We start from the raw sequence: 23,452 nt of genomic DNA, 5'->3' as shown, positions 1-23,452 counted from the left end.
GCTTCTTATTATTTTTTACCTTTATTTTTAGCTCCAGCATGACCTCTAAACGATCTTGTTGGCGAAAACTCTCCTAATTTATGACCTACCATGTTTTCTGTTACGTAAACTGGTACAAATTGACGACCGTTGTGTACTGCGATAGTCTGTCCAACAAAATCCGGAGTAATCATTGAAGCGCGAGACCAAGTCTTAACCACTCCTTTGTTACCTTTTTCGATATTTTCTTGAACTTTCTTATCTAATTTATAGTGTACGAAAGGTCCTTTTTTTAATGAACGTGCCATATCTTACTTATTATTTCTTTCTACGTTCTACGATATACTTATTACTCGGGTTAACTTTAGAACGAGTTCTATAACCTTTAGCAGGTAAACCTTTTCTTGAACGTGGGTGACCTCCAGAAGAGCGTCCTTCACCACCACCCATTGGGTGATCAACAGGGTTCATTGCTACTGGTCTAGTTCTTGGTCTTCTACCTAACCATCTAGATCTACCAGCTTTACCTGATACAACTAATTGGTGGTCTGAGTTAGAAACCGCTCCAATTGTTGCTGAACAAGTCAACAAGATCAATCTTGTTTCACCTGAAGGCATTTTGATTGTAGCATATTTTCCATCTCTTGCCATTAACTGAGCGAAAGTTCCAGCCGAACGAGCGATTACCGCTCCTTGACCTGGTCTTAACTCGATACAAGAAATAACAGTTCCTAGAGGAATTTTACTTAAAGGCAAAGTGTTACCAATTTCTGGAGCCGCTTCAGGACCAGAAACTACAGTTTGTCCAACTTGTAAACCATTTTGAGCGATGATGTACGTTTTAGCACCATCAGCATAAGCGATTAATGAAATAAACGCTGAACGATTTGGATCGTATTCGATAGTTTTAACTGTAGCAGGAACTCCTACTTTAGTTCTTTTAAAATCTACTAAACGATACTTTTGTTTGTGACCACCACCTGTATAGCGCATGGTCATCTTTCCTTGACTATTTCTACCTCCAGAGTTTTTTTTCGGTGCGATCAATGAACGCTCCGGCTTGTCAGTTGTAATAGTGTCAAAGCTATTTACAACTCTAAAACGCTGACCCGGGGTAATAGGTTTTAATTTTCTAACTGACATTTTCTATTAGATATTAGTATAAAAATCTATTGTTTCTCCTTCTTGTACTTGAACTACTGCTTTTTTATAAGCACTTGTCTTTCCACTGATTAAACCACTCTTAGTGTATTTAACCGATCTATCAGCTCTGTAATTCATGGTGTTAACCGAAACCACATTCACTCCAAAAGTAGCCTCAACAGCATTTTTGATTTGAATTTTGTTTGCTTTTTTGTCAACAACAAAACCAAAGCGGTTGAAAGTTTCCCCCTCTTTAGTTATTTTTTCAGTAATGATAGGTTTAATTATGATACTCATAGCCCTATTATTTGCTTAAATTTTCTACAATTCCTTCTACTGAACCTTCTAAAAGTACTAAGCTATTTGCATTTAAAATTGCATAAGTACTTAATTCTGAAGAAGTTACAACATTAGAAGCCTTCAAATTGCGCGATGACAAATATACATTTTTATTTGAATCACCCAACACGAATAACGATTTTTTGTTTTCTAACCCTAAAGCTTTCAATACATTAATGAAATTTTTAGTGTTTGGAGTTTCAAAATTAAAGTCTTCAAGAACTACTAAATTTGATTCTTTCGCTTTTAAAGAGAAAGCCGATTTACGAGCTAATCTTTTTAAAGTTTTGTTTAATTTGAAAGAATAACTTCTTTGTCTTGGACCAAAAACAGTACCTCCACCTCTAAACAAAGGATTCTTAATACTTCCCGCACGAGCCGTACCTGTTCCTTTTTGTTTTTTAATTTTACGAGTACTACCAGCTACTTCATTACGCTCTTTAGCTTTATGAGTTCCTTGTCTTTGATTAGCCAAATATTGCTTCACATCAAGGTAAATAGCATGGTTATTAGGCTCAATTGCGAAAACAGAGTCAGCAAGTTGTACTTTACGACCTGTATCTTTTCCGTTGATATCTAATACTTTTACTTCCATTACTTCTGAATGATTACATAAGAGTTTTTGTGTCCAGGAATTGCTCCTTTAACCACAAGTAGGTTCTTATCAGCCACTACTTTTAAAACTCTAAGGTTTTGAACTGTTACATTTTCTCCTCCTGTTCTTCCAGCCATTCTCATCCCTTTGAATACTCTAGATGGATAAGACGATGCTCCTACAGAACCTGGAGCTCTCAAACGGTTATGTTGACCGTGAGTTGCTTGTCCAACACCACCAAAACCGTGACGTTTTACAACCCCTTGGAAACCTTTACCTTTTGATACTCCTACCACGTCTACGAATTCACCTTCAGCGAAAACATCAACAGTGATAACATCACCTAATTTGTACTCGTTTTCAAACTCTTGGAATTCAACGACTTTCTTTTTAGCAACAGTACCCGCTTTTTTAAAGTGACCTAACTCAGCTTTAGTAGCGTGTTTTTCTGTTTTGTCATCGAAACCAAGTTGCAACGCTTCATACCCGTCAACCTCATTGGTTCTGACTTGGGTAACGACACATGGACCTGCTTCAATTACAGTACAAGGAATGTTTTTCCCGTTCTCATCGAATAAGCTGGTCATGCCGATTTTTCTTCCAATTAACCCAGACATATAAATATTTATTAATAAATTATAAAAATTCTCTTTTTTTGAGTGCGCAAAAGTAGGCATTATGTTTTACATATCAAAACATAATGCCTAAATACTTTAAAATGCGTGATTTATCACACTTTGATCTCTACTTCTACCCCACTTGGCAACTCTAATTTCATTAGAGCGTCAATTGTTTTTGAAGAAGAAGAATAGATATCTAAAAGTCTTTTGTATGAGCTCACTTCAAATTGCTCTCTTGATTTTTTGTTTACGTGCGGAGAACGTAATACAGTGAAAATCTTTTTATGAGTTGGTAATGGAATTGGCCCAGTTACCACTGCTCCTGTACTTTTTACAGTTTTTACAATCTTCTCAGCTGATTTATCAACCAACATGTGATCGTAAGATTTTAATTTTATTCTGATTTTTTGACTCATCTTGATAAAAATTAAGCGTTACCTTTTGCTTTTTTAATTACTTCATCTGAAATATTCGATGGAGTTTGCTCATAGTGTGAGAATTCCATTGTAGAAGTAGCACGACCTGATGACAATGTTCTTAATGTAGTTACATAACCAAACATTTCAGAAAGTGGCACATTTGCTTTAATAGTTTTAGCACCATTTCTATCACCCATATCGTTTACTTGACCTCTACGACGGTTTAAGTCACCTACGATATCACCCATATTTTCTTCTGGAGTAATTACCTCAATTTTCATGATTGGCTCTAAGATTACAGCTCCAGCAGCTTTAGCCACTTCTTTGTAACCCATTTTAGCAGCCAATTCAAATGATAATGCATCCGAATCCACAGGGTGGTATGAACCATCCAATAAAGTAACTTTCAAACTATCCACAACATATCCTGCTAAAGGACCTTGTTTCATAGCTTCTTTGAAACCTTTTTCAACAGCTGGTATATATTCTTTAGGAACGTTACCACCTTTTACCTCATTTACGAATTGTAAACCAACAGTTCCAGCTTCAGCAGGCTCTAAACGGAAAACGATATCCCCGAATTTACCACGTCCACCTGATTGTTTTTTATACACTTCTCTATGTTGAGCAGATTTAGTAAACGCCTCTTTGTATTCTACTTGCGGCTCACCTTGGTTAACCTCAACTTTGAATTCACGTCTCATACGATCTACTAAGATATCTAAGTGAAGCTCACCCATACCTGAAATAATCGTTTGACCTGAAGCCTCATCAGTTCTAACTGTAAACGTTGGATCTTCCTCAGCTAATTTAGCCAAAGCCATACCCATTTTATCTACGTCAGCTTTTGTTTTAGGCTCGATCGCGATACCGATTACCGGATCAGGGAATTTCATAGACTCAAGAATGATTGGGTGTTTTTCATCACACATTGTATCTCCAGTCTTGATATCTTTAAATCCAACAGCCGCTCCAATATCACCTGCCTCGATATATTCGATTGGGTTTTGCTTGTTAGCGTGCATTTGGTAGATACGAGAAATACGCTCTTTGTTTCCTGAACGTGTATTCAAGATATAAGAACCTGCATCTAAACGACCAGAATAAGCACGGAAGAACGCTAAACGACCAACATAAGGGTCAGTAGCAATTTTAAATGCTAAAGCCGCGAAAGGCTCTTTTACATCTGGACGACGTAAGATTTTAGTTTGATCTTCTTCTAACAAATCAGCATCATCAGGATGAATACCTTCGATACCTTCTTTATCTAAAGGAGACGGTAAATATTTACAAACTGCATCTAACATGAACTGAACTCCTTTGTTTTTGAATGAAGATCCACATAACATTGGAATAATAGCCATATCAATTGTAGCAGCACGTAATGCATTGTTGATTTCGTCTTCAGTAATTGAATTTTCATCTTCCATGTACTTATCTAATAAGTTTTCATCGTAAGATGCAATTTCTTCAATTAATTTAGAACGGTATTCCTTAACCTCATCAACCATGTCAGCAGGAATATCGATAATATCGAAAGTAGCCCCTTGTGTTTCATCATGCCATACAATAGCTTGATTTTTCACTAAGTCAACTACACCTTTAAAATCTTGCTCCTCACCAATTGGTAATGTGATTGCCACAGCATTAGATTTTAACATATCTCTTACTTGTTGGCAAACCGCTAAGAAGTTAGAACCTTGACGGTCCATTTTGTTTACGAACCCCATACGAGGAACGCGATACTGATCTGCAAGTCTCCAGTTTGTCTCAGATTGAGGCTCAACACCATCAACTGCAGAGAACAAGAACACTAAACCATCTAATACACGTAACGAACGGTTAACCTCAACTGTAAAGTCAACGTGTCCCGGAGTATCGATAATATTAAAGTGATATGGTTTTGAATCTGGAGTATTTTTACCTTGATCAGTTGGGAAATTCCAGGTACAAGTTGTAGCAGCAGAAGTAATTGTAATACCTCTTTCTTGCTCTTGTGCCATCCAGTCCATTGTTGCAGCACCATCGTGTACCTCACCAATTTTGTGTGACTTTCCAGTATAAAATAAAATACGCTCAGTTGTTGTTGTTTTACCAGCATCAATGTGAGCAGCAATACCTATATTTCTTGTGAATTTTAAATCTCTAGCCATTTCTTACGAATTAAAATCTAAAGTGAGAGAATGCTTTGTTAGCTTCTGCCATTTTATGAGTATCCATTCTTTTCTTAACAGCTGCACCTTCTTCTTTAGCCGCAGCTAAAATTTCAGAAGCTAATTTTGCAGCCATAGATTTCTCATTTCTTTTTCTTGCATAAAGAATCATCCATTTCATAGAATATGAAATTTTTCTATCTGGACGAATTTGCATTGGAATTTGGAATGTAGCTCCACCTACACGACGAGAACGAACTTCTACGTGAGGCATTACATTAGTTAAGGCATCTTTCCAAATTTCTAAAGCAGATTTCTCAGCATCTTGCTTTTTAGCTTCAACGATATCTAATGCATCGTAGAATACTGCAAAAGCAGTCGATTTTTTACCATCCCACATTAAGTTGTTTACAAAACGTGTTACTAACTGATCGTTAAATTTCGGATCTGGTAAAAGAGGTCTTTTTTTGGCCTGTCTTTTTCTCATGTCTTTTTCTTAAAAGTTAAAAATTACTTTTTAGCGTCTTTAGGTCTCTTAGCACCATATTTAGATCTTCTTTGAGTTCTACCGTTAACACCGGCAGTATCCAAAGCACCACGTACAATGTGGTATCTAACACCTGGTAAATCTTTTACCCTTCCGCCTCTAACTAATACTATCGAGTGCTCTTGTAGATTGTGTCCTTCTCCTGGGATGTAAGCATTCACTTCATTACCATTTGTCAAACGTACACGCGCAACTTTACGCATTGCAGAGTTTGGTTTTTTAGGTGTAGTAGTGTAAACACGCGTACAAACCCCTCTTCTTTGAGGACAAGAATCTAAAGCAGCCGATTTACTCTTCTTAGTTACTTGGGCTCTCCCTGTTCTTACTAATTGTTGAATTGTTGGCATAATGTTTAATAAAAATTACTAACGTTATTTAATCCCGACACTTTTCGGGGCTGCAAATGTAGGAATTATTTTTTACAATCCAAACCTTAATTATTTAATTTTCAATACAATTATACATTCCACGAAAAACCCATATTTAAAAACGGATTTTTACGTTATTTTTACCGAAAGATTCAACAACTTGAAAAATTGGTTTCTCATTTTATTTATAATAACGACTTGCTTTTCTGCGAAAGGGCAACAATTTTATTTAAAAATTGAAGGCAGTTCAACCGAAGAAACCAAAATCATCGACAGTATTGGCTACAAAAAAACTCACGAAACCCCGAAATCCATACTTGACGAAAACACATCGCTAAAAAACTCACTGTTGCAAAAAGGATATTTGGAAACTCAATTAGTACTGCAGCAAAAAACAAACGACAGCACCTTTTTGTTTCGGTATGCGGTTGGCAACAAAACAAAATACATACATATATATATAGGTAGGATTTCAGATGAAGAAAAAAAAATATTAGAATTTACTTCAGACACCTTGAAGCTTCTTTCCTCTGAAGTGGAAGGCTTCATGAATCTTAATTTAAACAAACTGGAACAAAAAGGGTATTCCTTGAGTGAACTACAACTCATCAACCACAAAAAAGACAAAGGACGACTTCTAGCTGAGTTAAAAATAAAGACTGAAAAAAAACGAAGTTTAAATGATATTGTTATTGTTGGTTACACAAAATTCCCTGCCGGTATTCGCAAAAACATTACCAAACAATACAAAAAACAAATCTTTAACCAAAAAAATCTAGCACAACTTAATTCGGATTTTGAGTCACTCCCTTTTGTTAATTCTATAAAGGCTCCAGAAATTCTATTCACAAAAGACAGCACTAAAGTGTACTTGTATTTAGAAAAAACAAAGGCAAATCGATTTGATGGTTTTGTTGGTTTTGCCAACGATGAAAATAGTGGAATCCGATTTAATGGCTATTTGGATTTATCATTAATAAACCCTTTAAATACTGGTGAGAAATTTTTCTTATACTGGAAGAGCGATGGAAAAAAACAAACCACTTTCAATATTGGAACCGAACTCCCGTACTTATTCAAAACTCCGCTGGGTATTAAAGCTGATTTAAAAATATTCAAACAGGACAGTACGTTTCAAAACACAACAACCGATTTAAATCTAGGTTATTATTTCCGATATAACTCGAAATTATTTGTCGGTCATCAATCTTCTCAATCTGTAGATATTCAAAAAAGCAACACAAGTACAATCCGAAATTTTTCCAACTCCTTTTGGACTAGCTCTTATGAATACTTCGACTTCAATACTAGCGACTTCTTTTTCCGAGAGCGCACTAGTCTTTTTATAAAATTCGGTCTTGGCACTCGGCAAACAAAAACAGAAACATTAAATCAGTACTTCGGTCAACTTAATGCTCATCACAATTTTTACTTAAACCCCAAGAACAGCATAGCTTTAAAAACACAAAACTTTTACCTTCAAAGCGATGATTACATTATTAATGAATTGTATCGTTTTGGCGGAATCAATTCTATTCGGGGTTTTGTTGAAAACAGTTTACAAGCCAATTTATTTTCCAGCATAATGACCGAATACCGATATCAATTAACACCTGGAATGTACATACACACCATTACTGATTATGGCTATTTTCAAGACAAAACCTCAAACTTGAAAGACAATCTTCTTGGACTTGGTTTCGGTTTTGGGTTATTTACTAAAAATGGTTTATTCAATTTAATATACGCCAACGGAACAACCAGCGAACAAGCGATTAAACTCTCTAACTCTATTGTCCACATCAGTTTTAAAACTAATTTTTAAGAAAGACATTTTAGACAACTCAGACCGTTTAGATGATTAAACCTAAAAAGCCATTCACTTTAGAAATCTAAAAATCCAAGTAGTCTAAATAATCTAAATCACTATCTTTGCCCCATGGAAAAAGAACACCAAATATTTGGAATACGCGCAATTATTGAAGCAATTCATGCCGGAAAGGAGATTGATAAAGTTTTTATTCAAAAAGACGCTCAAGGTGATTTGATGCAGGAATTGATGAAAACGATGAAAAAAAACAACATCAATTTCTCATATGTTCCTGTTGAAAAATTAAACCGATTAACCCACAACAACCATCAAGGCGCAGTAGCAAGTATTGCCCCTATTTCGTTTGTTGCACTAGAAACTATGGTTGAAAACGTAATCGAAAGTGGCACAACTCCTTTGTTTCTAATTTTAGATCAACTATCCGATGCTCGAAATTTTGGTGCTATTATACGTACAGCAGAATGTACTGGAGTAAACGGAATCATTATTCAAAAACAAGGCTCTGCCCCTGTTAATGGAGATACCGTTAAAACCTCTGCGGGAGCTGTTTTCAATGTTCCCATTTGCAAAGTAGACCACATTAAAGATGCCATTTTTTATTTGCAAGGCTCCGGAATTAAAACGGTAGCTGCTACTGAAAAAACCGACTCCAATATTTACGACATCGACTTTAGCCAACCTGTCGCCATTATTATGGGTAGCGAAGATCGTGGTGTGAATCCATCGGTTTTAAAAATTGTAGACGAAAAAGCCAAACTACCAATGTTTGGAACAATCGGATCACTTAATGTATCGGTAGCTTGTGGTGCTTTTTTATATGAAACTGTAAGACAGCGTAGTTAATATACAGCCATAAAATTATAAAGTCCGGAACAGTTAATGCTTCGGACTTTTTTATTTGCAGGATAAAGCTAATGCACTCACATTACTTTATCGTAGTATTTGTTACAGGAAACAGCATTAAGCGCTTTACTCTTTTTCGGAGGTTTCTGTGCTTTCAGAGCTCGTTGGCATTCCATTTGCATCTTCAGATTTTTTTAGCGAATAAAGCACTGGTAAATTGGAAATAAAATACGAAAACTGTTCTTGAATTGGTTCCGACTTTGGTGTTGGCACAAAATTCCCATTTTCGTCAAAATGCTTCATAAATGGATCTTGAGAAGGATCAAAATCAGGCTTTTCCCAATCATATTTTATAGGTTTTTGATAATCTTGAGTTTTAACAAAATACGACAATAAAAACCCAGAAATAAATCCTGCTAAATGTCCTTCCCATGAAATATTTTGCTCTGCACTTGGAAAAACATACCAAACCATTCCTCCATACAAAACCACTATAGTAAGAGATAGTGCAATCAATCGGTAATAGCCCGACTGTACACCTTTAAAAAACATGAAGCTAACCAAAACATAAATCAATCCGCTAGCCCCTATATGGATACTTTCGCGACCAATAAGCCAAGTACCGAAACCAGAAAGTAAAATACCCCAAACCAAGACTTGCAAACTCTGTTCTCTATAAAAATAGCGCAAAGCCATGATAAGAAAAAAAAGAGGGATTGAATTGTTGTATATGTGCTGAATATCGCCATGCAAAAACGGACTAAAAACCACACCTTTCAATCCTGAAAAAGTACGCGGATAAATACCATAATCATACAAACTCACGTTAAAACGAACTTCAAACCAAAATACTGCCCATATTGCTAGTAAAAACAATAACGGCAATACAATAACCGAAAGTGAAAATTTAAACGGATGTTCTTCTATACTTTTATTCATCGTTACTTACTTCTCAAATATAACACCAAAAAAAATTAAGTGCTTTTTTGTCATGTTTTCAATTTGATACTTACTTTTAACCTTTAAAGTTCAGCAATGGAAAAACTTCTAAATGTTTTAAAAGAAAAGGTTGAAATTTCTCAAAACGATTGGAATTTCATCACTTCAAGAATACAAGTTAGAGAACTCAAAAAGAAAGAGTTCCTTACTATCACAAACATGGTTGAACAAAATATCTATTTCATTTTAGAAGGCGTTTTTCGCATTTTTATTGAACTTCCTGAAAAAGACGTAACCTCCGATTTTGGTTTTCCTAATGAATTCATCAGCAGTTATTCTTCGTTTTTAACTCAAACTCCAAGTGTTGCCAGCATTCAAAGTCTAACGAAATCGAAAGTAATTTACATAACCGGACAAGATCTGCAAGAAATATACACCAATACAACTTGTGGAGAATCAATTGGGAGAATTTTTGCTGAAGAATTTTTCAGATATAAATCGAAACGCGAACTCAGTTTCATGAAAGATTCACCAACAGAACGCTACTTAAATCTTTTTAAAGAACAGCAAAATCTTATTCAAAAGATCCCTCAAAAATATCTTGCTTCCTATATAGGTATTACACCACAAGCATTGAGCAGGATTCGTGCAAAATTATAATCACATTCGAATTTGTTAACCGAAGTTCATTGTTTTGCTATTCGCTTCTAACTTTCTTTGATTCTGAAATTAAAAACAACAATTATGGAAACAAATCAATCAAACAGTTCAGAAGTACCATTTTCGAAAACAACAGAGAAAATATTACTATCAAAACCCACAAATGCTTTTATAGGCGCTTCATGGTTCACGCTATTAACCGGCATGATTGCATACTGCATAGGCCTTTGGAATGCGCAAATGCAACTTAACGAAAAAGGATATTATTTTACCATTTTACTTTTCGGACTTTTCTCGGTAATTTCTGTTCAAAAATCGGTGCGAGACAGAGCCGAAGGAATTCCGGTTACCGACATGTATTATGGAATGAGTTGGTTTACCACTATTGCTTCAATTGTACTATTGGTTATTGGTCTATGGAATGCAGATTTAGAATTAAGCGAAAAAGGTTTTTATGGCATGTCGTATTTACTTAGTTTATTTTCAGCTATTGCTGTCCAAAAGAATACACGCGATTTATTGTTAGCGAACAGCACAATGAAAGGCTGTTAATTTTTCGATGAAATAATTAAGAAGGTTTGGAATTAATTTTTCAAACCTTTTCTTTTAGATAGAAATTAAAAAAAGTAATTTTACTGCTATGGAAGCACCTTTAGCCGAACGCATCCGGCCTCAGCATTTATCGGAATATATTAGTCAGTTGCACCTTGTTGGTCCAAGCGGTTCATTAACCCATCAAATTTCACGCGGAATTATCCCATCGCTTATTTTATGGGGGCCTCCAGGAACCGGAAAGACAACATTAGCTCAGATAATGGCACAAGAAAGTAAGCGACCGTTTTACACACTTAGTGCTATTAATTCGGGGGTAAAAGACATCCGTGATGTAATTGACAAAGCAAAACAAAGTGGCGGTTTATTTACGGCAAAAAATCCTATTTTGTTTATTGATGAGATTCACCGTTTCAGTAAATCGCAACAAGATTCATTATTAGCAGCGGTTGAAAAAGGCTGGGTAACTTTAATTGGTGCTACTACCGAAAATCCGAGTTTCGAGGTAATTCCGGCACTATTGTCAAGATGTCAGGTATATATTTTGAATGCTTTTACAAAAGAGGATTTAGAAGCCTTATTACATCGCGCCATTGAAACCGATGCGATTTTAAAAACAAAAGATATTCAATTAAAAGAAACTGAAGCACTATTACGACTTTCTGGCGGCGACGGTCGAAAATTACTTAACATTTTTGAGTTGATTATTAACGCTTCGGAATCGGACGCTATCGAAATCACCAATGACAAAGTAATGCAGTTGGTTCAAAAAAACACGGTACTTTACGACAAAACCGGAGAACAACATTACGATATTGTATCCGCTTTTATCAAATCTATTCGAGGCAGTGACCCCAATGGTGCTGTATATTGGTTAGCTAGAATGATTGAAGGTGGTGAAGATGTTAAATTCATCGCTCGTAGAATGTTGATATTAGCTTCCGAAGATATTGGAAATGCCAATCCAACTGCTTTAATTATGGCAAACAATACTTTTCAAGCCGTTACTACCATTGGATACCCGGAAAGTAGGATTATTTTAAGCCAATGTGCCATTTATTTAGCAACTTCCGCAAAAAGCAATGCAAGTTATATGGCTATTGGTAAAGCACAACAAATAGTAAAACAAACTGGAGACCTACCTGTACCTCTTCATTTGCGAAATGCACCTACAAAACTTATGAAAGAATTAGGTTATGGTGATGAATATCAATATTCGCATGATTTCGCCAACAATTTTGCGCCTCAGGAATACTTGCCTGATGAAATTTCCAACACGGCTTTTTACGACCCGGGAAATAATGCTCGTGAAAAAGAATTACGCCAATTTTTAAAAAATCGTTGGGAAGACAAATATGGATATTAAGTAACGGTAGAAATTGGCCGTTTAAAACTTAATCTCCAACTTTTCAGTGGTAAGTTTATCGTTGGAATAATACTCAAAAAACCATTCGTTATTTTTATTTACAACAACGCCCTGGATTCCTTCTTTTTGACCTATATACACATTACTGGTGGTTGTTTTGTATAACTTCATGATAGTTTTAGGTGTTGTATCAACCAATTGATAACCTGTGCTTGTAGGCTGTGCATAGAGTATTGTTGAAATGGTAGAATTAACTTGAACAGCTGAAACCACTTCTTTCTTTTCTGACGACATTACAACCTCTTTTGGTTGACTTTTAATTAACTGAATTGATTTCCCTACACCGCGAAACGCTTGTATGTATGCTTTTTCAAATTCTTTTTCACGGCTTGTCCCTTGATCGGAAATAAATACAGTTTGATTTTTACAGTCCTTTAATTCTAGCTTAATTTTAGTCAAAAAAAGAGTATTGTTTTCAACCATCTCAGCATATAAAGCATTACAACGATTTTCAGCTACTTCTTGAGGCAAAACATCGTTTTCATAATACACTTCATACCCTTGCTTTTCAAGAACCATTTTAGTCAAGGCATTCAAATTATACTGGTTATCCTTTTTAAGAAAACTGAATTTTGTTGGAACAATTATATACTTATAATCACTCACATGTTGTGAAAAAACAGAACTCACAAATAACAAAACCAAAAGGCTAAAAATTTTTCTCATTATAATATTTCTTTTAATTCTCTTAAATAATGGATTTGGGGAAAATCGTGTTTTAAATTGGTCTTACTTTCATTAAAAAACAAGGCATCTAAGCCAATATTTCTAGCACCTTCCATATCGGCTTCCAAACTATCACCAATCATCAAACTGGTTTCTAGTTCTGCTTTTGCCAAATCCAGTGCAAATTTAAAAATTTTAGGATTTGGTTTCTTTACACCAGCATTTTCTGAATTCGTAACCGTAGAAAAATAATGTTCAATTTTAGAATTTTTTAATTTTCCATCTTGAACAGCTTTAAATCCATTTGTAATAATGTGTAGGTTGTACTTTGGTTTTAAATAATCTAACACCTCAATAGTATCGTCAAACAAATGATTAAATGTCGGGAGATACTTGATGTATTCTTCAGAAATTAAATTTATTGTTTCGTTTTCGATTTTAAACGAAATCATGTCAAAGGTTTCCTTTAATCGAATATAGCGCAATTCAATATGATTGATTTTTTCTTCACGGTATAATGCCCAATATTTTAAGTTGATTGGCACATAATACTTTAGGAAATCATCCAATTTCACTGGAATTAGATGTTTATCGAAAATCATTTCGAAAGTTAATGCGGAGTTACGTTCAAAATCCCACAAGGTATGATCCAGATCAAAAAAAATATCTTTCTTATTGGCAAACTTCATCTATACTAGCACTCAAGTTTTAATTTCCTTTTACAATAACCGCATCTTCAATGTGATAAATCCAATCGTCAACATTGGTATCGTTAAAACGAAAATAGCCTTCAATTGTTACATATTGATCTGTTCTCAATTTTGGTGTATCGCCTTTAAACTTAATTCCGGCTATAGTTTCCGGACCCGATTTACCACAAAAGAAACATGATGCAAAAACGTTTTTACTTAGTGCATACGTTTTATTGTCTATTGGAACAATAAAGCCACTCATAACCACACGCTTTTTTTGTTTGGTTTTAAGTTTCATATTGACTACCGGAAAAAGTACTTCCCCATACACTTTGTCTTTCTTTTTAACAAAATTAATGTCGCCAAGTAATTTCCAAGTTAATGTATCGGAAGCCAAAACCGGAAGAGGTCTTACCATTGTAAAATTAAAACCTGCAGTTTGAAGATTTTGTTCCGATGAGAAATTTGACTTTATACTTTTATCTTTTGGAGAATAGAAAAATTCTAACCCAAGAACCAACATTACTAAAACTACAATGAAAAAATCTTTTTTACGCATTAGCTAAAACTTTAGAAATATTTAAAAAGTAAGCTTTAACAGCTGGAATTACAGCAGCTAAAACACCCACTCCTATTGTTACAATAAAAAGCAAACCTTCTTTTTGCCAAACAAACTCCATTGGATTGAACGCAATTTTAAATTCTTCATCCGACGAGTTCGATATAAATGTCAAGGCTATTCTACCAAGAATCGTTCCAAAAAGGAATCCTAAAACACATAAAATTAAGCTTTCAATAAGAACTAAAGAAAGTAATTGAAGCCTTGTTGCGCCATTAACACGAAGCAAAGCAAATTCATATTGACGCTCTTTTAAGGTATTAAACAGTGCTATAAAAATACTCACTCCCGAAATAAGCATAATCCCATAGGCTAAATAGGTCAAGGCATCCAAACCAATTCCAAATAGTGTAAACAACCTATTAATTTCAATAGCTGGTGAAGCGGCTTGCATTTTTGTGTTTTGCGCTATCATTCTTGGCCACAACACAATTCCCATTTTATTTCTGAATTTAATAAGGACTGAAGTAATTTCTTTATCAACTAAAGTCGAATCTACGCTAGTGGCAATTTCGTCTCCTGCAATGTGACTGTGCTCGGATTCTCCATGAGGATGAACCCCGCCTTCATGGTCGTGAGTTTCATGGATGGCCCATACACTTTGAATGGTACATAAAAACAAATTATCTACTACTTTACCGGTTTTAGAAGCAATTCCAACAACTTTATAAGCCGCTTGTTCATGTTTTTCACCTTCTTTAGCATCACCATGTGACCCATAAAAACTGTCTCCTACTTTTAAACTCAGTTTTCGAGCTACTTCATACCCGGCAACTACATCATAGGTTTGTTTAAAAACTGAACCTTGCTCTAGTTTACCACCAAATTTCGTTAAATACTCTGGTGTTGTTCCTACAATTTTAAATCCCAAATAATTATCCCCATAAGCCAAAGGTATAGCGGACTTTACAAACGGATTTTGCATCCAGGTTTTAGCTTCAGCATAGTCTATATTTCCTGTTGGTGCATCTACTTGATATACTGACGACAGAATCAATTGCAACGGACTCCCTTTTGCACCAAGCACTAAATCGATATCGTCTGCATTACTGGAAAACTGTTCTTCAAATTGTTTTTGAAGCAAAATAAGCACCGTAATAATCGCCACACTAGACATCAATAAAATGATGCTCAATATAGTACTCAGAGGTTTAAACCATGTATTTCTCCATGCTAACTTTGCTATCATAACAATGCAATTTGATTCGAAAATCGTTCTTTTAATCTGGAATCATGTGTTACCACTATTAATGCAGTATTGTATTCTTTCGCAATTTTTTCAAGCAAATCAGCCACTTTCATAGCATTTTCGTCGTCCAAACTAGAAGTTGGCTCATCAGCCAGTACAACTTTAGGTTCATTAATAAGAGCACGAGCAATAGAAACACGTTGTTGCTGCCCAACACTAAGTTGTGAAGGAAGTTTATGCAGATGAGATGACAGATTTAAATGCTCCAGTAATGAAATTGCTTTTTCTTTTTTTGCTTTACCTGTAGCGAGCCAAGATGCCATTTCTACATTTTCCAAAACTGTAAAAGCATCAATAAAATGATTTTCTTGAAGTACTAACCCAATATTTTTTCCTCTAAAGTGATCCAGTTTTTTTTCGCTAAACGACTCTATATTGGTACTATTTATGAGTACTTCACCAGAATCGGTGCGCAATAACCCTCCTAAAATATGCAACAGTGTTGTTTTCCCTTTTCCAGAACCACCAGTAATGAGAAAAGTCTCTCCTTCCTGACAGCTTATATCCGGGAAATTAAAAACTATTTTCGAGTTATACGAAAAAGTGATGTTTTTGGTCTGAATCATTCTAAATTTTACATAAAACTAGAGCCTGCAATTTAGTAAATTGAAAACGAATAAAATCGTAAAGAAGTCTTAATCTATAAAATTCCTTCATCGGCAAAACTGAAATAACATTTTTCTGTAATAATCACATGATCTAGAACCGGAATATCGAGGTGTTTTCCAGCTTCTTTAAGTTTCTGAGTAATTTGTTTATCTGCTTCACTGGCAATTAAAGTCCCAGAAGGATGGTTGTGTATCAATATCAATGAAGTTGCATTATGTTCGAGTGCTATTTTGAATATGATACGTGTATCAACAACGGTCCCAGTAATTCCTCCTTTACTAATTTGCGCTTTGTAAATTACCTTATTCGAGTTGTTCAAATAAAGCACCCAAAACTCTTCATGACCCAATTCTCCAATTAAAGGCTGCATAATCTGAAAAACCATTTTACTGGATGTGATTTTAGACAATTCAATAGCCTCTTCAGACTTTCTTCTTCTCCCAAGTTCGGCAGCTGCAACAATAGAAATAGCTTTTGCTTCTCCAATTCCTTTAAAATGCATTAATTGTTTCACCGATAATTTCCCGAGAACATTCAAATTGTTATCTACAGAAGCTAGGATTCGTTTGGAAAGTTCGACAGCACTTTCATTACGATTACCTGACCCAATTAAAATTGCTATTAATTCTGCATCACTTAACACACCCTTGCCTTTCAACATCAACTTTTCACGGGGTTTATCATCTTCAGCCCAGTATTTTATAGCAAAATTTGTTTTTTCCATGGCGCATACTTAAAATTATAATTTCGGCGTTAATACAAAAAACGAAGATATGAAAGTTTTACAATATTTAGCTTTTTTCTTACTTTTAAGCAGTTACAATACTGTTGAAAATGATTTTTATACTAAGTTATCCAATGCGGCTATCTCTTTAACCAAAGACAAGGTAACTTACGATCCAGCCTATATAGCAATACCTTACCCTAATGGAGATGTTCCTAAAAACAAAGGTGTTTGTACAGATGTAGTAATTCGAGCATACCGAAAATTAGGTATTGATTTACAGAAAGAAGTTCACGAAGACATGAAGGCCAATTTTTCGAAATATCCCAACCTGAAAAAATGGGGTTTGAAAAAAACCGATACAAATATTGATCATCGAAGAGTACCAAATCTTGAAGTATTTTTTAGTCGCAAAGGCACACAATTGTCAATTTCAGAAAACCCAAAAGATTATAAAACTGGGGAAATTGTAACCTGGATGATTGGAGACAAACTGCCTCATATTGGTATTATTACAAACAAAAAATCATCGGACGGAAAACGACCGATGATTGTTCATAATGTTGGTGATGGCCAAGTTTTAGAAGATTGTTTATTCTCTTATAAAATCGTTGGGCATTATAAATATGCTAACTAATTAGATTTTTAACTTCATCAAAATTCAAGCCTCCGTAATTTCCGGAACTCATTAACAGCAAAGCCGAATTTTCCAAATTTCTGTTAAACAAGAAATTTTTAAATTCTTCAGGATTCGTATAAATAACCAAATCGTTTCGCTTAAACGACTGTGCAATTTGTTCGTAGGTTACTTCTTCCAATTGTTTGATTTTTACTGCATCTGGCGAATAAAAAACTACAGCCACATCGGCATTATCTAGAGCGCCTTCATATTCTTTTAAAAATTCAGCATTCAAACTACTATAGGTATGCAATTCCAAACAAGCTACTAAAGTTCGATTTGGATATTGTTCTTTAACCGCTTTCGTAGTAGCAGCTACTTTACTTGGCGAATGCGCAAAGTCTTTATAAGCCACTTTAGTTTTGCTTTCAGCAATTTTCTCTAAACGTTTAGATGCCCCTTTAAAACTGGCAATAGCTTCGTAGAAATCGGCTTCATCAACCCCCATATTTTGGCATATCCACTTGGCTCCTGCTAAATTATTAAGATTATGCGCACCAAACACCTCAATTGGCATAGGACCTTCTGGAGTTTCTAACAACGTCACACCATTTTCAACCGTATATTCCGGAGTATGATAAGCGATTTTACGAATCGGATTTGTTGCTGCTTCTGACACGCGTTTTACTTCCGAATCGTTTTCATTGTATACTAAAATACCTCCATTCGTAATCTTTTGAATAAAAATTTCGAATTGCTCTACATAATTTTCATAGGTCGGAAACACGTTAATATGATCCCACGCAATTCCGCTAATCAAGGCTATATTAGGCTGGTACAAATGGAATTTCGGCCGTCTATCTATTGGCGAAGAAAGATACTCGTCTCCTTCCAATACGATAAAATCGTTTTCCTCCATCAGGTGCACCATGGTGTCGAAACCTTCCAACTGCGCCCCCACCATATAATCTACTTCGATGCCATGGTAGTGCATCACATGCAGAATCATGGACGTGATGGTTGTTTTTCCGTGAGAACCTCCGATTACCACTCGGGTTTTGTTTTTCGATTGCTCGTATAAGAATTCAGGGTACGAATAAATTTTAAGTCCTAATTCCTTTGCTTTTAGCAATTCGGGATTGTCTGCCTTAGCGTGCATCCCTAAAATAATGGCTTCAATATCTGAAGTTATTTTTTCAGGAAACCATCCCATTTCTATGGGCAATAATCCTTTTTTTTCTAATCTTGATTTCGAAGGCTCGAAAATAGCATCATCACTACCTGTAACTTGGTATCCTTTATTGTGTAAGGCCAATGCTAAATTATGCATAGCTGCACCCCCAATAGCTATAAAATGTGTACGCATTTATTAATTCGTATGTTATTATTTATCGAAATCTGCCTTGAGTTTTTTGGCTTTTTCGGCATTTTTTAATTTGTTCAAATATAAATCATAAAGCGTTTCGAAAGTGGTTTTAGACTGACCAATTTCATGTGCTTTTTTTAAATTGATTTCTGCTCGAGCGTATCGTTTGAAATACACATCGATATAGCCTTTTGCCAAATAACCATCAACTTTAGAAAGCTGCAAAAGTTCGTTAGCATAATTTTGTGCTTTCGTTTCACTGCCTCCAACAATTCCAGGTAATTCTATGTAAAACATGACAAGAGCCCATCGGGTATCAATGTGTTTTTTATCGAGTCGTGCTGCGGTTTCGAATGCATCTTTGACATCGTCTATCATTCCTAATGCCTTGAACTTGTTCACAGATTTAGCTTTCATACCTAAAGCTCCTCCATATTTATAGTGGTAATTGGCATTATTTGGAAATTGCAGTTTTAGCTTTTTATAGTATGCAATGGCTTTGTCCCAATTTTTTTGATGTCCTGCAATATCACCCAAATATTCAAGGGCTTTATACTCCTTTTCGTTTTGACTTAAACACTTGTGAAAAGAAATTTGTGCCGCTTCGTACTTTTTTTGATTAAAATAAGATTCACCCATCTCAAAATCGGATTGCGACCACAGCATGAGCGGAAAAAAAAGTAGTATTAGCAAGTACTTCATGATCCAAAAATAAAGAAAAGCTTTCAAACACAAAAGACATTTATCCAATAGCCCCGGGTGAAGCGGCACCGTGTACAGCGAAACACGGGAAAAAGGATTACCAACCAACCAACAATTCGCTCAAAAAAAAAATCCGGATACCTTACGGCATCCGGATTCTTGTATGTTGATGTGTGAAAAATTATTTCACAAGTGTCATTTCGTCTACAACGTGTTTAGCACCTGAGAAATTCTCAATTACCCACAACACATAACGAATATCTACGTTGATTGTTCTTTGTAATTTAGTATCAAAGATTACGTCACCTGCCATAGCTTCGATATTACCGTCGAAAGCCAAACCAATTAACTCTCCTTTTCCGTTTAATACTGGCGAACCTGAGTTTCCTCCTGTTATATCGTTATCTGTCAAGAAGTTTACATGTAATGAACCATCTTTATCGGCATAACGTCCGAAATCTTTGTTTTTGTTCATTTCTAAAACGCGAGCTGGCAAATCGAACTCAGCATCACCTTTTTTGTATTTCTTAACTTGACCAGTTAAAGTAGTGTAATAATTTACTTTTGCATCGTTACGTTTATCCGCTGGCAATGAACGTACTTTTCCGTAAGTTAAACGTAAAGTTGAGTTAGCATCCGGATATTTAATAGTTCCAATTTTCGATTCACGTAATCCTTCTACCAATTTACGGAAAGCAGCACCATAATCGTTTTGTGCTTTTGCAATTTCATCCGATTTTGAAGTATAGTGGTTTAATAAATCGTTTGATAATTTCACTAACGGATCGTTTGTAATTAACGCTTCATTTGGCACTTCCAAGAAAGCCATAATACGCTCTTTAGAAGATAAAATACTTAAATCGAAAGCTGCGTTTGCAAACTTCGTAAAGTCGTTGTTGTTTGCTTTTGCCATTTCAGCAACTGCTGGAGCAATAGCATATCCAGTAGATTTTGTAGCGTATAATTTTAATTCAGCCGCTAAAATATCTTTCTCTGCAGGAATATGAACTTCTTTAAAGAATTCGTTAGCCATTTCTTCGATAGCCGGAGCCATTTGAGCTCTTTTTGCAGCATCCGCTTTAGCGTAATTCTCCAATTGTCTTCCTAAACTTCTTGAAATAGTTCCGTAAGCACTACTTCTAAACAATTGCATTAAATAGTTATCATGACGCGCTTTCTCGTTTGTTAACTTATAGTAATTGTTTATAGTAGCTACAACGTTACCGTATTTCGCTTTGTTTTCTTTTTTATTAGCCCATTTGTTAAATTTAGCCTCTTGAGCCGCTTTCGTTTTAGCGGTACCGAATTTAGTTAAGGCATCAATCATACCTTGACGGTTTTTCCAGTAGTTCGCTACACCAGCATATTTAGACGCATAAACTAAGTTCAAAGCATCACTTTGATCCATGTATTTCTTCATAGCATCCATACCGGTTTTTGAACCTTCAACCCATGCAGGATACGCATATTTCACATTTTGATCGATTCCAGCCGCTGGCATCCAACGGTTTGTTCTACCTGGATATCCTAAAATCATAGCGAAATCGTTTTCTTTTACACCACCAATATTAACTGGTAAATAATGTTTTGGTTGTAACGGCACATTGCTTGTAGAATAATCTGCCGGGTTTCCATTTGCATCAGCATATACACGGAACATAGAGAAATCTGCAGTATGACGTGGCCATTCCCAGTTATCAGTATCACCACCAAATTTACCTAAACTTTCAGGTGGAGTACCTACTAAACGTACGTCTTTGTAATCTTGGTAAACAAAGTAGTAGTATTCATTACCTTGAAAAAATGAACGAACTGAAACTGTGTATTTTCCACCTTCGTTATTTTCTTTTTCAATTTTTGCAATTTCAGCATTGATTGCTTTTTCACGATCTGCTTCAGACATTTGATCGTTTACAACCGATAAAATTCTTTTTGAACAGTCGTCCATACGAACGAAGAAACGAACATATAAACTTGAAGGCTTTAACTCCTCTGCTCTTGAATTAGCCCAAAAACCATTTTTTAGGTAATTTTTTTCTGCAGATGATAATTCAGCAATAGCGTCATATCCACAGTGGTGATTTGTTAAAACCAAACCGTCTTTAGAAATGATTTCAGCAGTACAACCTCCGTTAAACTGAACAACCGCATCTTTCAAACTGTGATGATTGATACTGTAAATTTCATCAGCTGTTAACTGTAATCCCATTTTTTGCATATCTCTGTGATTCAAACGCTCAATGAACATTAAAAACCACATTCCTTCATCGGCTTTCACACTTGCAGGCACAAGCATAATTGCTGCGATTAAAGAAAAAAGTAATTTTTTCATAATAAATTTATTTTTAGTGGTGCGAATATACTTTTTTTCTCGCAAATGGTTGAAAATTACGCTTTGTAAATAATTTGAGTTAAGAAAATTTTAACATATTTCAAATAAAAAAGCCATTCAACAAGTGAATGGCTTTTCCAACTATATCTACTAGTTACTATTGAATAAGCATTTTTTTGGTCACAACTGAATCAGCCGACTTAATGGTAATAAAATAAACTCCCGTTGCAGTAGTACTTAAATTAACAGCTTGTGTTAAATTGCCATCTGCCGAATATTCTTTTTCAAAAACAACACGTCCGGATTGGTCCATTACTTTAATTGAATAATCACTTAACACTTCTTCAAAATGGATAGAGAAACTTCCTTTATTTGGATTCGGATAAATAGAAAAAGTCTCTTTTGCAACAGAATTTGTTCCCAAAGTATTAGGTTTAAACTCACTTGCAATAGTATTCATATAAGCAACGGCTCTAGTCGCCTGACCCTGAGTAAACATATACATACATGGATCATCAACATAGTCCATGTAATTCATCGTTAACGATTTTAATGTTCCACATGCCGCAACAGAACCTGGAGCTGGACAATTATAGGATTCACTAGTAACTCTTGGCGTATCACAAACTCTATCTCCTTCGGTAGCACAATTTGCTCCAGCTGGATTACAACTTGTGGAAGCAAAAGTATGGTCTAAATTAAAGAAGTGACCTAATTCATGAGTTACGGTTCTTCCTATATGAAACGGTGATTGCGGTACATAACCTGTACAACCTGAACCCGTTCCAAAACAAAAAGTATTCATAACCACAGTATCACCAGCAGCTGGCGAACCTGCTAAAGGTGAGTACCCTAAAATACTATTCCCTTCATCACGAACTACAAAGTTCATGTATCCTGCCCAAGTAGCATCATTATCTACACCTCCTAAAAAATCAGTTCCGAAAGTTACAGCCATATCACCGTTAACTAAACCCGTTCCTGCTGGATGGTTTTGAGTAGCAATAACAAATTGTACATTAAGATTCCCTACGACAACTCCTGGGTAAAAAGGACTTGCTGAAGTCCAGTTAGAAATATCTGTATTTGCAGCGTTATAATCAGCATTAATAACATCTATTTGCGATTGCGCCAATGCTCTAAAGCAATTTTTAACCGTCGCATTACTCGCATTTGAAACTGACGGAAAATGAACAGCAACCGGAATTATTATTGTTGCACTAGGATTACGAGATGCATTTGGTCTTGATTGCTCCTCTAAGAGTCTTTGGTATTCCACTTCAAATCGAGCTTGCCTATCAAGATATTTTTGCTTAAACTCAGGGTTTTGCATCATTTTATCCATATGCTCTTGCATGCCACAGTTTCTATGCTGAGCAATCGCCAACTGCGAAACAAAAGCTAATAACAGTAATTTAAATTTCATTTGGTTAGTTTTTTAGTTATTGGGCAAAAATATA

General features: G+C 35.4%; 26 protein-coding genes. 6 read left to right on the top strand and 20 right to left on the bottom strand.

Annotated features, from left to right (window positions below):
• Positions 1–8: 8 nt before the first annotated feature.
• From rpsS to rpsL, 9 genes are all read right to left on the bottom strand, one after another.
• Complete coding sequence (rpsS, locus tag ACZ1JT_RS08660) at positions 9–287, bottom strand: 30S ribosomal protein S19 (RefSeq protein ID WP_014085019.1); 279 nt, start codon at positions 285–287, stop codon at positions 9–11.
• 10 nt (positions 288–297) lie between these two features.
• Entirely contained in the window at positions 298–1,122 is an 825-nt protein-coding gene (gene rplB, locus ACZ1JT_RS08655) for a 50S ribosomal protein L2 (RefSeq protein WP_465093437.1), read from the bottom strand.
• Between the two features lie 6 nt (positions 1,123–1,128).
• Complete coding sequence (gene rplW / locus ACZ1JT_RS08650) at positions 1,129–1,419, bottom strand: 50S ribosomal protein L23 (RefSeq protein ID WP_465093436.1); 291 nt, start codon at positions 1,417–1,419, stop codon at positions 1,129–1,131.
• A 7-nt stretch (positions 1,420–1,426) separates the two neighbouring features.
• On the bottom strand, positions 1,427–2,056 hold the full coding sequence (gene rplD / locus ACZ1JT_RS08645; RefSeq protein ID WP_465093435.1) for a 50S ribosomal protein L4: 630 nt from the start codon (positions 2,054–2,056) through the stop codon (positions 1,427–1,429).
• Complete coding sequence (gene rplC / locus ACZ1JT_RS08640) at positions 2,056–2,673, bottom strand: 50S ribosomal protein L3 (protein WP_465093434.1); 618 nt, start codon at positions 2,671–2,673, stop codon at positions 2,056–2,058. The genes rplD and rplC overlap by 1 nt, the downstream gene beginning before the upstream one ends.
• Positions 2,674–2,786: 113 nt before the next feature.
• Entirely contained in the window at positions 2,787–3,092 is a 306-nt protein-coding gene (gene rpsJ, locus ACZ1JT_RS08635) for a 30S ribosomal protein S10 (RefSeq protein WP_023579610.1), read from the bottom strand.
• An 11-nt stretch (positions 3,093–3,103) separates the two neighbouring features.
• Positions 3,104–5,248, bottom strand: a complete 2,145-nt coding sequence (gene fusA / locus ACZ1JT_RS08630) for an elongation factor G (protein ID WP_465093433.1) — start codon at positions 5,246–5,248, stop codon at positions 3,104–3,106.
• Positions 5,249–5,258: 10 nt separating this feature from the next.
• Positions 5,259–5,735: a 30S ribosomal protein S7 gene (gene rpsG, locus ACZ1JT_RS08625; RefSeq protein WP_465093432.1), complete on the bottom strand. Its 477-nt coding sequence runs from the start codon at positions 5,733–5,735 to the stop codon at positions 5,259–5,261.
• A gap of 23 nt (positions 5,736–5,758) precedes the next feature.
• Positions 5,759–6,142, bottom strand: a complete 384-nt coding sequence (gene rpsL, locus ACZ1JT_RS08620) for a 30S ribosomal protein S12 (RefSeq protein WP_026981392.1) — start codon at positions 6,140–6,142, stop codon at positions 5,759–5,761.
• Positions 6,143–6,323: 181 nt separating this feature from the next.
• Here rpsL and ACZ1JT_RS08615 point away from each other — a divergent pair, with 181 nt between their 5' ends.
• Both ACZ1JT_RS08615 and rlmB read left to right on the top strand, forming a co-directional pair.
• On the top strand, positions 6,324–7,988 hold the full coding sequence (locus ACZ1JT_RS08615; RefSeq protein WP_465093431.1) for a BamA/TamA family outer membrane protein: 1,665 nt from the start codon (positions 6,324–6,326) through the stop codon (positions 7,986–7,988).
• A gap of 114 nt (positions 7,989–8,102) precedes the next feature.
• Positions 8,103–8,837, top strand: a complete 735-nt coding sequence (gene rlmB / locus ACZ1JT_RS08610) for a 23S rRNA (guanosine(2251)-2'-O)-methyltransferase RlmB (RefSeq protein ID WP_465093430.1) — start codon at positions 8,103–8,105, stop codon at positions 8,835–8,837.
• Between the two features lie 126 nt (positions 8,838–8,963).
• Here the strand turns inward: rlmB and ACZ1JT_RS08605 are convergent, their stop codons facing one another.
• Positions 8,964–9,776: a rhomboid family intramembrane serine protease gene (locus ACZ1JT_RS08605; RefSeq protein ID WP_465093429.1), complete on the bottom strand. Its 813-nt coding sequence runs from the start codon at positions 9,774–9,776 to the stop codon at positions 8,964–8,966.
• Positions 9,777–9,872: 96 nt separating this feature from the next.
• Between ACZ1JT_RS08605 and ACZ1JT_RS08600 the strand changes: the two genes are divergently transcribed.
• From ACZ1JT_RS08600 to ACZ1JT_RS08590, 3 genes are all read left to right on the top strand, one after another.
• A complete protein-coding gene (locus tag ACZ1JT_RS08600; RefSeq protein ID WP_465093428.1) occupies positions 9,873–10,436 on the top strand; it encodes a Crp/Fnr family transcriptional regulator in 564 nt (187 codons plus the stop codon).
• An 84-nt stretch (positions 10,437–10,520) separates the two neighbouring features.
• Positions 10,521–10,988 (top strand): inner membrane protein YiaA, encoded by a 468-nt coding sequence (gene yiaA, locus ACZ1JT_RS08595; protein WP_465093427.1) that lies wholly within the window; start codon positions 10,521–10,523, stop codon positions 10,986–10,988.
• An 88-nt stretch (positions 10,989–11,076) separates the two neighbouring features.
• The gene (locus ACZ1JT_RS08590) at positions 11,077–12,354 is read left to right on the top strand and encodes a replication-associated recombination protein A (protein WP_465093426.1); all 1,278 of its coding nucleotides are present in this window, start codon (positions 11,077–11,079) and stop codon (positions 12,352–12,354) included.
• A gap of 21 nt (positions 12,355–12,375) precedes the next feature.
• Here ACZ1JT_RS08590 and ACZ1JT_RS08585 read toward each other — a convergent pair whose 3' ends face one another.
• From ACZ1JT_RS08585 to radC, 6 genes are all read right to left on the bottom strand, one after another.
• The gene (locus tag ACZ1JT_RS08585; RefSeq protein ID WP_465093425.1) at positions 12,376–13,080 is read right to left on the bottom strand and encodes a hypothetical protein; all 705 of its coding nucleotides are present in this window, start codon (positions 13,078–13,080) and stop codon (positions 12,376–12,378) included.
• Positions 13,080–13,769, bottom strand: coding sequence for a YjjG family noncanonical pyrimidine nucleotidase (locus tag ACZ1JT_RS08580; RefSeq protein ID WP_465093424.1), 690 nt, complete (start codon positions 13,767–13,769; stop codon positions 13,080–13,082). The genes ACZ1JT_RS08585 and ACZ1JT_RS08580 overlap by 1 nt, the downstream gene beginning before the upstream one ends.
• Before the next feature lie 19 nt (positions 13,770–13,788).
• On the bottom strand, positions 13,789–14,331 hold the full coding sequence (locus ACZ1JT_RS08575) for a hypothetical protein (RefSeq protein ID WP_465093423.1): 543 nt from the start codon (positions 14,329–14,331) through the stop codon (positions 13,789–13,791).
• Positions 14,324–15,580 carry an ABC transporter permease gene (locus tag ACZ1JT_RS08570; protein WP_465093422.1) on the bottom strand — a complete coding sequence of 419 codons (1,257 nt, stop codon included), beginning with the start codon at positions 15,578–15,580 and terminating at the stop codon, positions 14,324–14,326. The genes ACZ1JT_RS08575 and ACZ1JT_RS08570 overlap by 8 nt, the downstream gene beginning before the upstream one ends.
• Complete coding sequence (locus tag ACZ1JT_RS08565) at positions 15,577–16,206, bottom strand: ABC transporter ATP-binding protein (RefSeq protein WP_465093421.1); 630 nt, start codon at positions 16,204–16,206, stop codon at positions 15,577–15,579. Before ACZ1JT_RS08565 ends, ACZ1JT_RS08570 begins: the two co-directional genes overlap by 4 nt.
• Before the next feature lie 74 nt (positions 16,207–16,280).
• The gene (gene radC, locus ACZ1JT_RS08560; protein ID WP_465093420.1) at positions 16,281–16,973 is read right to left on the bottom strand and encodes a RadC family protein; all 693 of its coding nucleotides are present in this window, start codon (positions 16,971–16,973) and stop codon (positions 16,281–16,283) included.
• A 49-nt stretch (positions 16,974–17,022) separates the two neighbouring features.
• Here radC and ACZ1JT_RS08555 point away from each other — a divergent pair, with 49 nt between their 5' ends.
• Positions 17,023–17,610 (top strand): DUF1287 domain-containing protein, encoded by a 588-nt coding sequence (locus ACZ1JT_RS08555; RefSeq protein ID WP_465093419.1) that lies wholly within the window; start codon positions 17,023–17,025, stop codon positions 17,608–17,610.
• Here the strand turns inward: ACZ1JT_RS08555 and ACZ1JT_RS08550 are convergent.
• The 4 genes from ACZ1JT_RS08550 to ACZ1JT_RS08535 all read right to left on the bottom strand — a co-directional run bounded on the left by ACZ1JT_RS08550 (position 17,603) and on the right by ACZ1JT_RS08535 (position 23,418).
• A complete protein-coding gene (locus ACZ1JT_RS08550) occupies positions 17,603–18,958 on the bottom strand; it encodes a UDP-N-acetylmuramate--L-alanine ligase (protein WP_465093418.1) in 1,356 nt (451 codons plus the stop codon). The two genes, ACZ1JT_RS08555 and ACZ1JT_RS08550, sit on opposite strands and share 8 nt — an antisense overlap.
• A gap of 18 nt (positions 18,959–18,976) precedes the next feature.
• The gene (locus tag ACZ1JT_RS08545; RefSeq protein ID WP_465093417.1) at positions 18,977–19,660 is read right to left on the bottom strand and encodes a tetratricopeptide repeat protein; all 684 of its coding nucleotides are present in this window, start codon (positions 19,658–19,660) and stop codon (positions 18,977–18,979) included.
• Positions 19,661–19,841: 181 nt separating this feature from the next.
• The gene (locus ACZ1JT_RS08540) at positions 19,842–21,992 is read right to left on the bottom strand and encodes a S46 family peptidase (RefSeq protein ID WP_465093416.1); all 2,151 of its coding nucleotides are present in this window, start codon (positions 21,990–21,992) and stop codon (positions 19,842–19,844) included.
• A 157-nt stretch (positions 21,993–22,149) separates the two neighbouring features.
• Entirely contained in the window at positions 22,150–23,418 is a 1,269-nt protein-coding gene (locus tag ACZ1JT_RS08535) for a zinc-dependent metalloprotease (RefSeq protein ID WP_465093415.1), read from the bottom strand.
• Positions 23,419–23,452 lie beyond the last annotated feature (34 nt).

It is taken from the genome of Flavobacterium sp. IC2-16, assembly GCF_055521455.1.
This window is presented reverse-complemented; position numbering and strand designations above follow the sequence as displayed.